Genomic DNA, 12929 nt, shown 5'->3' with positions numbered 1-12929 from the left:
CTTCTATTTAAAAAAGTTTTTTATTGCATTTAATACGTCTTGGGCGACATGAGGACCGCCAGAAATGAAATCAATTCCTCCAGGAGTTCCTCCTTTGATTTTTTTCAATTCTTCTTTTGGTAATATTTTTCGATTTGTCATATGAACCACTCTCCTTCTAATTGATAACATTAGTATATTTTTATCTTTGACTATTTAGTGGCTTATATCCGGAAATCAACAATTTGTATCTTGAAATGAATCCCTATTTTGAGTTCAAAAGCTGATTCTTTTATAATTTCCCTCAAAAGATAATTCCACAATAGAAAAAAACTCAAGAGCGCAGGTTCTTGAGTTTTTTAATCTATTAATCTATTACAGTTTAATGTTAAATCGTAATTAGCTATTCGAATTGAGATTATCTAAAAACACCAATAGATATTAGGTAATGTATTATGATTAAGGGTCCTGAAATTTAATATTATCGAAAAATTACAAGAATAAATTACATGCCACCACTAAATTGTTGCAGCATCATTTAACTAAATTCGCTGATTATTCCTGTTTATCGTTCTATCAATCGTTATAGCATAATAGCGCACCTATTTACGATTTGATCTTTCAATGCTATCTAGGGTTTTTCTTAAGATTTTGTTTTTTGCCAGTGGAAACCTACAAGAATACTCGTCTGGAAAAAATATCATTCTACTCTTATAATCTACAGAAATTATTTTTTTTGGATTGATTAAAAACGACTTATGAACACGAAGTAATTCAGGATATTCTTTTTCTAAATCATTCATTTTTCCATAAAATTCATACATCAGGTTTTCGCCGTATAATATAATTTTATGAGGCGTAACCGACGTCTCTAAGAAATAAATCGAAGTAATATCTACTCTAAAATTCCTTGCACCAATCATAAAGGATAGATGACGTTCATTGGTTCTATTGTCTACAAATGTTAACTTGTGGCGCCCATCTAATACATTTTCTATTTGTCCTTTTTCACTTTGTTCGTCCTTAACAATATAATCTAACGGTGCTATTTGTCTTTTTAACGTCTCCATTGCCAATTCTTGATGAGAAGTGATAAAGACGATTTGGGCGAACTCGTTATCAGTTCTAATATGTTGTGCGACATCAATTCCATCAAAATCTTTTCCAAGATCGATATCCAAAAAGTATAAACTATTTGTTACCTTGTTTTTTGATAAATACAAGAAAATATCTTCCGGATCAGTCGTTGCTAAAACCAATTGCATATCATAATCATTGATCATGACCCAATTATCAATAATTGCCTTGTAATGTGACATCAATATTATGTCATCTTCGCAGAGAATAATTGGTAATGTCATATTATTCACTCTTTCTTATAGTTAGTGTAGAAACAAACATTCCTAGATTTGAGTAATGTGCCAGATCAGCTTGCTTGGTTGCAGTAATGATATCTTGTGCATTGGATAAGCCTAGCCCCCTGTTCTTTCCCTTTTTGCTAAACCCTAATTTTTTCATTTCCGATAAAGAAGGCAGCTTGCCAAGAAAAGAATTTTCAATTGAAATCTCAAGCGAATCGGTGGAATCAATGAACAATATGTTCATTTTTTTTTCTTCTGATTCAATTGCTGCTTCTACCGCATTGTCGATTAATATACCTAAGATTCGGACAAGTTTTATTTCATCCATATTGATATTTGCTATTGGAAAAAGACATTCAAAATTTACCTCAATGCCAGATTGTTCTGCATGGATTAACTTTGCTATCATCAAAGATTTTACGGAGTCTACATTTAAGCTGCTTAGTCCTGAAAAACGCATCACACTGTTATCTATCATCTGATGAGAGTAATCAATCATTTTATTTAAATACCCTGCATCAATCGTAGATTCATTTTGCATTGCCTTGAGACCTAGTAGCATATTTTTATAGTCGTGGCGGAATTTACGCAATTCCTGATAGTTTCTCTCAATGTCCGCAGTATAGACTCGCATCATTTCCATCTGTTCTTTAAGATTGCTCAATTCGGTTTTTTCGTGATTCTTTTTCAAAGTAAGATAAGTAAAATACATCGTAACCGAAAATTGAGCAACTAAAAAACCAATCATTATGATTTGAAAAATGCCTAGTATCTGCATCCTTCTTAATACTTCTCCAAACAAATAGACAAACGTCAAAAATATTCCCAACTGCATACAATATACTTTTGCTTCTTCGGAAGGAATTGAATTTTTCATTACCCTTGATTTTATTGTCAACGAAATGATGATTGACAGAATCCAATCCAATCCAATCAAAATAGCTACTAACAAAGATCCATGTTCATTCAATACGTTGAACTCGGGTTTAAAAATTCTAGATACAATGATGGATGAAAAGAGTGGCACTACGCAATAAATCGTTAAGGAAAGCAAAAGACCCAATAACTCGTTAAATTTAGCTTCTGGTTCCTTTCGCCAAGACTTAAATCTTAATATCACAATTAAAGATATCAGTGCGATTCCAGTCAAAAGTGCATCTGTTACTGAAATTAATGTGAGTGGAAAAAGGAATATAAGTAGAGCAAAATAGAATGATTTTTTTCGAATATTTGTTAGTAGCCCAATCATAAATAGAAAAAGTAACAGATCAAATAATTCTTTAAAGAAATACGAGAAAGAATCTACAAAAACCATATAAACACTTCCCTATTATTATAGATAACTAATTATAACAAGGATCAATAAAAATAGGCAGGGTGTTTAAAGCAATCTATATTGTTCTTTTTTAAGCGATTGCCATCATTTCCCAAAGTTCTTCATAGGTCCCATGTAGTGCTCTTAATTGGGTATGAGTTCCAGATTCGACAAGTTGCCCTTTATCTAAGACAAATACCTGATCACAATCTTTTGCAATGGATAAGTGATGGGCGATGAACAGAATGGTTTTATTCTCTAGGTTCATCAAATTTTGAATTATTTGATGCTCTGAGCGTGTATCTAAACCGCTAGTTATTTCATCGAGTATGAGAATTTCTGAGTTCTTTAACAGCGCTCTCGCAAGAGCTAAACGCTGTTTCTGACCACCTGAAAGATTGCTGGCACCTTCTTCAATAGGAGACTGGAATTTAAGGGGCAGCCCTTCAATGTATTCTTTTATCTGAGCTATTTCACATGCCCAAAAAATCTGTTCTTCCGTGGGTTGATAGTCTAAACCAAAAATTAAGTTTTCAAAGATGCTGCCATTAAAAAAGAAGGTTTCTTGTGATACATATCCAATCTTATTTCTCAAATCGATTCTTGGAATATCTTGAATAGATTTTCCTTGAATTTCTATTTCGCCGTTTTGAGCAGTATAGAAGTTTACGAACAATTTAGCTAAAGTCGATTTTCCTGATCCACTCATTCCAACGATGGCTACTTTCTCATTTGGTTTAATTGAAAAGGAAAGATCATTTAGAACGTTTTCATCAAATCCATATGCAAAGGATAAGTGATTTACTTTGATTAATGGCTCTTTCGTAAACAATTCAACATTTTTCGCTGGTTGACTGGTTGCTTCACCCAGAAATTCTCGATCCAGAAAGAAAACTTCATTTAATCGATCATTAGCTACTTTAGCTGTTTGAATCTTTACCTGAAGATTAATGATATTTTGCAAAGGTGTTGTGAAGAAAGACATCAGGGCATTATAAGTAATCAATTGCCCAATAGACAAGTTCCCTTCGATTACTAAGTACGTACCTACCCACAATAACATGGTAGAACCTATTACTTGAAGCGCCGTTTTTAAGTTCGATTGTAGGTTATCAAGATTCGCATTTTTGAATGATTTATCCATCATCTCTTTGAATTGACTCTGAACTTTCTCAAATACTTGATTTGTCGCATTAAAAGACTTTATTGTCTCTATCCCTTTCAAACTTTCAATAATCTGAGAGTTGACTACAGCACTAGATTCCATTTGCTCTTCATTTGTTCGATCAAATGGTTTCATAAATAGAAAGACGATTAAGCCGTAAATTGGAAGTGTACTGAAACTAATTAAAAACAAAAGACGATTTTGTAAAAATAAAGCTGTTCCAATAAGTACAACCATTGACACATCTAAAAATAGGGATAGTGTCGCATTCGCCAAAGCATCGATGATTTTATTGGCGTCTAAAAATCTTGACACAATCTCCCCTGATTTTCTTGTTGAAAAGAAGTTCATTGGTAAATTCAAAACATGATTGAAATACTTCAGCATAATCGAAGAACTTAACTGTTGTCCTAACCTAATTAAAAGATACTGTTTCAAATACTGGAATAGTATTTGTATCACATACATTGATAAAAGACCTATTGATATTATTTCTAATAGGTTAACAGATCTTGAGGGAACAATTCGATCAATTATCGTTTGAAAATAATAAGAACCTATGATGCCAAACCCGGTTAATATAAAAGAAAGAAGTACAATACCGGCGATTGTCTTCTTATGACTTGCCAATAACGGCACAAAAGAGAATAAACCATTGGATTGATCTTGTGTGGGATGATAATTCTCAGTAGGAGCAGTAGTTAATAAGATTCCTGTCCATATAGAAGCAAACTCTTTTGGGGTTCGTTCAATTTTTCCTTTAGCCGGATCAGCCAGAAGCAACTTTCCATTTTTCATACCATAAACGACAACGTAGTGGAAAAATGCTCCATCGATGATTACGTGGGCAATCAATGGATAGGTCACGTCTTCTTCCTTCCAAATTGATTCATCAGTTTGAAAAACCTGCGTTTGAAATTGGAAATGATTTAATGCTTGGACTAATCCAAAGGCTGAGGTACCTTGGCTGTTTGTCCCTGACATTAAACGTAATTTACTGATAGGAACGCTCGTATCATAAAAATTTAGAATCATAGAAAGACAGGCAACACCACAATCTTTTTCATCATGTTGCTTAATCAATTTTATTTTTCTCATTGAAACTACACCTTTTCTAGCGCTTAATATGGTGTAAATATACTTGTATTAATAGAATATTATTCAGAATTGTCCTGAAATCTCTCATTCATATCCTAAAGTGAATAGAATTACAGCTGAAACGAAAATAAGCAAAAATTACACTAAAAAGACACAGGTGGATAGGCTCGTTTACATTTCAGTACAAAATATTATCATCTTGAGACAATTTACATTAAAAACTCAATTCGAATGATATTTTTTTCGTAATAAAAAAATATATGGGAAGTTTTACTATGAAAAATGTTCAAAGTTTAAGCAAAGAAGAATTGATACTTCTAGTCGGTGCAGGACAAGACTGGATTTCACAAAAATAAATCTTTATAAGGAGGATGACTATGCCGAAGAACGAAAAAAAGGATCTCTTTTTAACTGCTTCTATAGCGATAATTGGGTTGACAGCAATATACTTTTCAAATGCACTTTTGAATAGTTTAGCGATATCGTTTTTATTAATCGGCATAATAGTCTTAACTACTCTACCAGTTCAAATCAGAAAAAAGAAACAGCGCAGATTAATTACGGATTATTTAAATAGAATCGATACTACTTTACAAAAAAATATTTATGAAGCTACTCAAGTCACTCGGAACCAATTAAAAAATTATACTGTACTAGGAACTGGTATAGCATCTTCTAAGCTTTATAAAATTGAAGAAATCATATCAAAGATGTAGATTTGAATACAATTTTCTCGTACCAAAAAATAAAAAATGGAGTGTGTTTGTTATGAAAATAGGGGAAAAATTATCAACTTTGGAAATGAAGGTCGTTCAAGGAGGTGGCTCTTTTAAGGATCTTATATATGCTATGGGTGGCGGAGCTGCCGGTGGTGCAGCGTTGGGAGCGGCAATTTGCGCACCAACAGTAGTTGGTTCTCCAGCCTGTAGCGCTTTAGGAGCAATATACGGTGCAGTAGCTGGAGGATTTACAGCTGGGCTTGATTCAAAAAAATAAAAGTAGATTGAGGTGAAAAAAATGAAATACGAAATATTAGAATTGCACAATTTAAAAGATATTACAGGTGGTGGAAAAGCTACTAATACATTAACCGGTGGCTTAAGTGGTGCTGCAACGGGCGTAAAGTGGTGTACTGCTGGAGGACCGTGGGCTATGGCTGGTTGTGGTGTAATTGGAGGAATTATTGGAGGAGTTATCGGCTATAATGCTCCTTAAAAAAGGCAATGAAATAAAAGAACGGATGGAACCAGTAGATATTTTTGTTCTAGTAATTACATTTAGCTTATTCTTCTTTATTTTAAAGCCATACAAAAATACAGGGTCGCTAACTATTAAGATAGTTATTTTAGCAGTTGTACTACTTTTAAATATTCATTCAATTACAAAGAAAAGCCCAAAATAGTATCGCTAGCTTAAAAGTGATATTTCAAATAATATAATTTGGAAAGAAGGAATAGAAAATAAAAAACGTGGAGAAAATCTCATTAGTAGAATTAAAAAAAGTAACCGGAGGAGCAACTTACTATGGTAATGGTCTATACTGTAATTCAAAGAAGTGCTGGGTTGAATGGGGAATCACTGGAGGCTGTCTAGCCCAGTACGCAATTGGAGGCTGGCTTGGTGGTGCAGTGCCAGGAAAATGTTAGATCAAAGGGAACGATCAGCACAGAAAATTATTCATGATCTCTTCAACGATCTTGAAAAAAGCAAAGATAGCTCGTTTAAGGATATTCAAGATGTATTAATGAAAGTTTATCAAAAACTTGACGATCCTAAGATTGAACAGGCCCCACTGGTCAATCGGCTCGTGAATTACATTTCTTTTACTGCTATTACAAAAAAGCTCAAGTTTTCCTCTATGCAAAATGAATGGATAATGGAGCTAAGTACCATTGGAAGGAAAGCCGGGTTGAACGGAGTTTACCGATCAGATTATGGTGATAAAAACCAATTTTAATCATTGAAAAAGCAGTAGGTTAAGAACTGAAGTGCCGCCGAGCTCACGGTAGGAAAATTCATCCAATCTCTGATTTAGCTCCCTGCTTGACTGCCTACAGCTCTGCTAAAAAAACATACTCCCCTTTCCCATCCAGGTATTCTTGAACAATTTCCAATTTGAATTCAAAACTATATTTAGACATAAAAATACCGATCCCAAAAGCCTAGATTTTTGGTCTAACTTTTGGGGGGCGGTTCAAATTATCTATTTTTTTATTTTTAGGAAATAATTGGAAAAACGAATTGATAAAATAAATAAGATATAACTTGCGACGAACTGTAATTTCAAAAAATCACTACTTTTAGTGGTAGAAAAAAGTATGATGTCTTTTTCGATTATTTTCATCAATTACTATATTTCAAAGTAGATTTTAACTCATATACGTTCTCTCACATATCGTAGATTTTCAGAGGTTTTATTTGATTCTAAAGAAACAATCAAGTTGCTAATCTATCACGACAATTTAGAAAAGAACCACTTTTTACGTTTTAGGATAGTTTTTTATTGTCTTGAGATAAAAAAACAAATAGAAAAGAAATCAGTAGTATCTTGTACATGTAACATAAATCTTTTGAGAGGAAGTTTTATTATGCAAAACTTGAAAGAACTAAGTCATTTGAAATTGACTAAAATCAGTGGGGGTGGAGTTACACCTCCCAAAGGTGCCTTTTTTAATCCTGATGGGAAAACTAATCCTTACGATATGGCATTAGGTGGCACTACCTATCCCCATCAAGGCGCCTGCCCAATTGATTCCGATACACTTGGTTACATCGGTGGCGGTCAGAACCTTTGTCGTAAAAGATAGAATCATCTGTTTAATTTATCTGTAGGAGCAGCATTATGCGTATCAAAAAATATCTAAGTTTTATCAGCGGTATCGGGATCATTATTTTTTGTTCTCTTTCTCTATTTTGGATACGTCCGAAATCAATTGATTCCCGTGGATATGAAATTTTTTCTACTCTATCACAATATGAAATTATCAACGATCAACCCACATGGAAAACTATTTCAAAACTAACTAGTTACGGGAAAAAAATAAATAATGTAGATGATTGGAATGGGTTGCTTTATAGTATCAATAAACATAGCTCTTTAGTGAAAATTACTTCTGATGAAGAGTTTCAAACATTCGAAAATAGTAATTTCCCTACAATCTCAAAATATAAAAACTTGACAATCATCAACATTCCAAGTGCATACAGTCCAGACGATAAGAACTTTTTAGAATATTATGCTTCTACACTTGCTAAACTGATTAATCACGCATCAGGAAATATTGTTTTAAATCTATCTAATAATCACGGAGGCGCTCGAGAACCAATGATTCTTGGTACCAGTTCTTTGATTCCTGATGGTGTACTTTTTAACGAAATAGACAACCACAGAAATAGATACCCTGTATTATTAAAAAATGCTCAACTACTCGGAGGTATTCCTGGCACTATCAATACGTTATCTACATCTTGGCTTCCTTCACAACAAGGAAAAATCTTAAATCAAAAAGTCGCTGTTATAACAAATGATAAAACTTCCAGCGCAGCAGAAAGCCTTATACTAGCACTACGAAATAATCCTAACGTAAGAGTTTTTGGCCTCCCATCCGCCGGTTATACTTCAGTTAATATGAATCGCTTTTTTTCTAATCATAACTCAAAGGAGCTTTGGTGGCTTATTTACACCGTAGGGTATTATGAAGTTAACTTCCCAATAAATGGACAGTGTATTTTTAATAACCAACCCATTCCTCCAGATTATAAGGTCGATTTTTCATTACTAAAGGATAGTGATCAAGATCTTCTATCTTCTCAAGGAACAGATAACTTGTTAGAAACTATTAATAACTGGTTTGTTTCCGACTCCTGATGTATCTGTAGATCCAAAACAAAGATTTTCTATATTAAAATCAGAACTAAGGGTCAGAATCCCTATTTGAAAAGATAGAGAGTTGCATGCCCTTGTTTCTTTATGGTTTAAAAGATAGAGTCTAAGGAGTTTTCTTTTTTATTTACCCAAATAGTTTGTTCTATACAATATTTCCCTAGCTTCTCGTAAGGGAAAAATGAAGAATTTTTTAGGCTCTCCAATCATTTGGATTATTTTTCAATTGATTCTTATCATCTTAATCCGATTGATTCCCGTTCAACCTAGCATTTCTTCCAATAATCTCTAGTACAACAATACATTTAATTTGCTTGGTAGTAATTTAGCCTTAATTCTTTTGTCATGTACCTCACAAATGGAGATAAATTAGCTTAAGGCTAGACAATACCCAAATAGAGCCACCACCATTATTTTAGTAATGACTCTATATTATTTTACTTTTAACATTTATTCATTTGTAGTTACTTTTTTATTGATTGCTGTTGTTCATTTGTATCAATGACAGATTCTGCTGCAAAAACAGTTTGTGGCAGGTAAGCTGAGAAAATTGATACTACAATTAGTACACTTATTGCTGCTTTGACAATTTTTTTCAAAACGAACACCTTCAATTTTTTCAATTAATTGAATTATTAGCTAATAAATCGTTAAAAAAATAGAAATCTGCATCATAGAACGTCTCAATACAAATCCATGATGCAGATTAATTTCTCAAAAAATTTTAAGTTAGTAACAATTTGTCTTTATTCTGTTCTCTAAAATGTAAATGACATTATCTATCAAGTTAGAATACTCCAGAAAAATTCATAGATAATCAAGAAGATTGCTATGGTAACTGTTACATTCATTTTTTTTTTTGAAGGTAAATCTTTCTTCTTTAGATAGTTGCCGACTGCAATTAAAGAGATTACAGCAGAGAAAATTAATGCTTTTACCATTGATCCCAAATACTTCCAACAGCTCCTGTCAGACAACCCCCACCGGCTCCACCAAGTCCGCCTAACGCACCACCAATTACCGCGCCACCAACACAAGAACCACCTACACTACCCCAGTTGATTTTTCCCCCAATTACTTTCAACATTTCTTCTTGATTTAGTATTTCTTTTTTCATTAATAGCTCCTCCTAATTCCCCAATAGTCCACCAATACATGCGGCTGAACCGCCAATTACTCCAAAATGTGCACCGACGAATGCTCCCGGGATAGCACCTAATCCAGCAGCTAATCCACCACCAGCTGCTCCAGCTACTGTTCCCGCTCCTATCCCTTTACCAATGTCTTTTAGACAATCTTTTGAACTATACCCCCCCATTAATTGTTTCATTTCTTGTTCATTTAGTTTTTGAAACTTTTGCATAATAAAACTTCCTCTCAAAAGATTTATGTTACATGTACAAGATACTACTGATTTCTTTTCTATTTGTTTTTTTATCTCAAGACAATAAAAAACTATCCTAAAACGTAAAAAGTGGTTCTTTTCTAAATTGTCGTGATAGATTAGCAACTTGATTGTTTCTTTAGAATCAAATAAAACCTCTGAAAATCTACGATATGTGAGAGAACGTATATGAGTTAAAATCTACTTTGAAATATAGTAATTGATGAAAATAATCGAAAAAGACATCATACTTTTTTCTACCACTAAAAGTAGTGATTTTTTGAAATTACAGTTCGTCGCAAGTTATATCTTAAAAAAATGGCAATTAAATCAAAAAGAATTTATGTTGCACATTGGATTAACAAATCTGAAATGATTTTTTGTGGTATTTATAAACAAATCGTAACCCATCATGCTATCTATGTACGGTTACAAACAATTACCGAAAAAGCTGGAGTTCCCTTTCTAGGTATCCATGTGACAAGGCATACACATGCTAGCCTTCTTCTAGACGCTGGTGCATCATTAAAGGACGTACAAGATAGACTAAGACATGCTTCAATCAAAATTACAATGGATACTTATGGTCATCTAAGTAAAGAGACAAAAGTCCAAACTGTTAATAAATTTGTTCAACATCTTAATGCTTGATAATCTAATGGCATTCAATTTGGCATTCAAAAAAGAAGAAAAAGGGCAGAATCCCTATATACTAAGGATTCTGCCCTCTAAAATTCTTATTCTTCTTCGGTCATGAATGATGTCTATGAAGCACTAGACATCATTCTATGTAATACCAACAATTTGCGAGGTAGAAAAAAACTATAACCATCACTAAGTCAAACTAAAAATCAAAGGAATGGCATTCAAATTGGCATTCAAAATTGGGGCACATAGGAAAGGAATTGAGTCATTATTCACATAATGATTAGTAACGAATTTCTGGTGGCAAAAAAATACTGAATAAACCATTCAACGACAGGACAGAATCTTTAACTTTTACTTTACCATCCTCTATTTCAATAACATCTATAGATGAACGAATATCATTTATTGAATATTTATCATTTGGAATCGGCAGAATCGCAATCACTTTTAGTTTAGAATCACCCTTTTTACTACTAATAACAATCTTTCCTTCAGGAAGTTTTCTGATACTGTCCATGAACTCTGCTGTCTCTTTCGCCATCACTTCAGAAGTGACCCCTACTGAATCATAGTTCGTTGAAACAAAAGTAAGGAAGGGGCCTTCATTATTTGAATCCACGAGAATAGGAATTCCTATAGGTATGTAACCATTTGACCACGATTCTTCTATAAAATGATTTCGTTGGGGCTGCATTTTTTTGACCTAATCGTTCCCCCGTATACTTCTTCCTGAAGGCTAGCTGTAGGTTGATAGATTTTCATTCCCTGTGTAGATATGTCTTCGGGAATCAAAGAACTAGAAGGTGCAACCCAATCTTGAACTGCAGAAGACCCATTCGATGCTGATCCCCAAATTGAACTCAGAATCTTATCTAAAAAATTACCGCTAGTTTTTGCTGCTATAACTTTCTTAATAATAAAACCATCCGAATCATTAAAACTCGTGGTGTGTTTTAACAAGAAATCTTCTTAATAGCGATGGGCCAAGCCGTAATTATATTCTTAATTTGTTGTATTGATGTGTCTCATTTTTCAAGATTTTTTTTACTTCTCTCTTCATACTCGCGTACATCTCTATACTGTTATCATTCCCATTAAAACAATGGAAACTCTCTACATCATTATAGTAAAAAATCATTGCATTTATACTTCCGTCAGGATTAACAAACCGATATTCTGGATGCTCATTCAAGATTTGATTTTTCTTGTTGTTTAATTCAACTAAGATAGGTTTAACTTCGTTTAAAAATTTGAAATAGATTTCCGTTATGATTAAATTAAACTCTGCTATTGTAAATACGTATGAAATATAGGGCATGTTTCCAAATTGGTTGTATATGTCAGCTTTTAATTCATCAATTTCGTTTTTCAATTTTCTATTAAGGTCAAAATGAGGCATTGATAGTATTTCATCTAAATCAAAGTATGCTTTTTGTTCATGAATATTTATTGGTAAATGCCCATGTTGCGCATAATGTCTCATATGGATCAAAAACCTATATGAAAATTTATCGTCATATTGTTTACTAATCACTTTTTCTTTAAATGACGAAAAATCAGCAGCAGATAAAAATGATTTCATACAAACCTCAATGGAATCAGTTAAAGTTTTTGCCGAGCTAATGAAGTTTATCGTTAAAGCGTTTATTTGATAATAGTATTCATCATCAGACAACTGTGCATCTTTGCTCTCAATCAAGTCATTTGTATTTAACACGAAATGATCGAGTAAATTTTTCAAGTTGTACCTAAAAACATAAAATAATTTATTTAACTCCATGATATGCCTCGTTACTTCTACATACCTTGAAAATATCTCGTTGTCAACTTCAGAAATTAAAGTTATTACCTGTTCAATACTTTCTTGGAACTCTGTATCCTTCAGAAAAAATCTTCTATCCTTATTCACAGTTACAAGCCTCCATTCGTGTTTTTTCCATCCACACATAATTATTTAGATTTACAATAAAATCAATCAAATAGAATCTTTCTGTACATTACCTTTAACTCTGAATTCTTTGGTCAAAAAAGCTCTTTGTAATCACTTAACAAGCTTCTGTATTAGTAGCAAGCGCAATAAATCCCTGCTATATCAG

The 12929-nt window shown here is 33.1% G+C and carries 16 protein-coding genes and 1 pseudogene; 8 read left to right on the top strand and 9 right to left on the bottom strand.

Translation table 11 applies throughout. The features are described from left to right. Window positions 1–3 precede the first annotated feature (3 nt). From ACOMA8_RS08560 to ACOMA8_RS08545, 4 genes are all read right to left on the bottom strand, one after another. A complete protein-coding gene (locus tag ACOMA8_RS08560) occupies window positions 4–141 on the bottom strand; it encodes a hypothetical protein (protein WP_421370047.1) in 138 nt (45 codons plus the stop codon). A gap of 440 nt (window positions 142–581) precedes the next feature. After that, window positions 582–1340: a LytR/AlgR family response regulator transcription factor gene (locus tag ACOMA8_RS08555; protein ID WP_161898264.1), complete on the bottom strand. Its 759-nt coding sequence runs from the start codon at window positions 1338–1340 to the stop codon at window positions 582–584. A 1-nt stretch (window position 1341) separates the two neighbouring features. Then, the gene (locus ACOMA8_RS08550) at window positions 1342–2655 is read right to left on the bottom strand and encodes a sensor histidine kinase (protein ID WP_421370045.1); all 1314 of its coding nucleotides are present in this window, start codon (window positions 2653–2655) and stop codon (window positions 1342–1344) included. Window positions 2656–2746: 91 nt separating this feature from the next. After that, the gene (locus tag ACOMA8_RS08545; protein ID WP_421370043.1) at window positions 2747–4918 is read right to left on the bottom strand and encodes a peptide cleavage/export ABC transporter; all 2172 of its coding nucleotides are present in this window, start codon (window positions 4916–4918) and stop codon (window positions 2747–2749) included. Window positions 4919–5295: 377 nt separating this feature from the next. Here ACOMA8_RS08545 and ACOMA8_RS08540 point away from each other — a divergent pair, with 377 nt between their 5' ends. The 7 genes from ACOMA8_RS08540 (at window position 5296) to ACOMA8_RS08510 (ending at window position 8786) form a co-directional block, all read left to right on the top strand. Further along, complete coding sequence (locus ACOMA8_RS08540; RefSeq protein WP_421370041.1) at window positions 5296–5634, top strand: hypothetical protein; 339 nt, start codon at window positions 5296–5298, stop codon at window positions 5632–5634. A 52-nt stretch (window positions 5635–5686) separates the two neighbouring features. After that, window positions 5687–5914: a hypothetical protein gene (locus tag ACOMA8_RS08535; RefSeq protein ID WP_421370039.1), complete on the top strand. Its 228-nt coding sequence runs from the start codon at window positions 5687–5689 to the stop codon at window positions 5912–5914. Between the two features lie 21 nt (window positions 5915–5935). Further along, window positions 5936–6133 carry a Blp family class II bacteriocin gene (locus tag ACOMA8_RS08530; RefSeq protein WP_421370037.1) on the top strand — a complete coding sequence of 66 codons (198 nt, stop codon included), beginning with the start codon at window positions 5936–5938 and terminating at the stop codon, window positions 6131–6133. Between the two features lie 254 nt (window positions 6134–6387). Continuing rightward, the gene (locus ACOMA8_RS08525; RefSeq protein WP_421370035.1) at window positions 6388–6564 is read left to right on the top strand and encodes a leucocin A/sakacin P family class II bacteriocin; all 177 of its coding nucleotides are present in this window, start codon (window positions 6388–6390) and stop codon (window positions 6562–6564) included. Beyond that, complete coding sequence (locus ACOMA8_RS08520; protein WP_161898270.1) at window positions 6558–6875, top strand: bacteriocin immunity protein; 318 nt, start codon at window positions 6558–6560, stop codon at window positions 6873–6875. Before ACOMA8_RS08525 ends, ACOMA8_RS08520 begins: the two co-directional genes overlap by 7 nt. Window positions 6876–7506: 631 nt before the next feature. Further along, window positions 7507–7725 carry a hypothetical protein gene (locus ACOMA8_RS08515; RefSeq protein WP_022795484.1) on the top strand — a complete coding sequence of 73 codons (219 nt, stop codon included), beginning with the start codon at window positions 7507–7509 and terminating at the stop codon, window positions 7723–7725. 35 nt (window positions 7726–7760) lie between these two features. Beyond that, window positions 7761–8786 (top strand): S41 family peptidase, encoded by a 1026-nt coding sequence (locus ACOMA8_RS08510; RefSeq protein ID WP_421370033.1) that lies wholly within the window; start codon window positions 7761–7763, stop codon window positions 8784–8786. A gap of 479 nt (window positions 8787–9265) precedes the next feature. Here ACOMA8_RS08510 and ACOMA8_RS08505 read toward each other — a convergent pair whose 3' ends face one another. The 3 genes from ACOMA8_RS08505 to ACOMA8_RS08495 all read right to left on the bottom strand — a co-directional run bounded on the left by ACOMA8_RS08505 (window position 9266) and on the right by ACOMA8_RS08495 (window position 10164). After that, on the bottom strand, window positions 9266–9400 hold the full coding sequence (locus ACOMA8_RS08505; RefSeq protein WP_022795486.1) for a hypothetical protein: 135 nt from the start codon (window positions 9398–9400) through the stop codon (window positions 9266–9268). A gap of 335 nt (window positions 9401–9735) precedes the next feature. Continuing rightward, window positions 9736–9918: a TmhB bacteriocin enhancer peptide gene (locus tag ACOMA8_RS08500; RefSeq protein WP_421370031.1), complete on the bottom strand. Its 183-nt coding sequence runs from the start codon at window positions 9916–9918 to the stop codon at window positions 9736–9738. Between the two features lie 12 nt (window positions 9919–9930). After that, window positions 9931–10164: a Blp family class II bacteriocin gene (locus tag ACOMA8_RS08495; RefSeq protein ID WP_076787193.1), complete on the bottom strand. Its 234-nt coding sequence runs from the start codon at window positions 10162–10164 to the stop codon at window positions 9931–9933. A 325-nt stretch (window positions 10165–10489) separates the two neighbouring features. Here ACOMA8_RS08495 and ACOMA8_RS08490 point away from each other — a divergent pair. After that, window positions 10490–10836, top strand: a pseudogene (locus ACOMA8_RS08490) (tyrosine-type recombinase/integrase); the annotation flags it as partial. Between the two features lie 277 nt (window positions 10837–11113). Here ACOMA8_RS08490 and ACOMA8_RS08485 read toward each other — a convergent pair. Both ACOMA8_RS08485 and ACOMA8_RS08480 read right to left on the bottom strand, forming a co-directional pair. Beyond that, complete coding sequence (locus ACOMA8_RS08485; RefSeq protein ID WP_421370029.1) at window positions 11114–11527, bottom strand: hypothetical protein; 414 nt, start codon at window positions 11525–11527, stop codon at window positions 11114–11116. Window positions 11528–11827: 300 nt separating this feature from the next. Continuing rightward, complete coding sequence (locus ACOMA8_RS08480; RefSeq protein ID WP_421370027.1) at window positions 11828–12742, bottom strand: hypothetical protein; 915 nt, start codon at window positions 12740–12742, stop codon at window positions 11828–11830. Between the last annotated feature and the right edge of the window lie 187 nt (window positions 12743–12929).

This window comes from Enterococcus infantis (genome assembly GCF_049166715.1).
Lineage (GTDB): Bacteria > Bacillota > Bacilli > Lactobacillales > Enterococcaceae > Enterococcus_C > Enterococcus_C leclercqii.
This window is presented reverse-complemented; position numbering and strand designations above follow the sequence as displayed.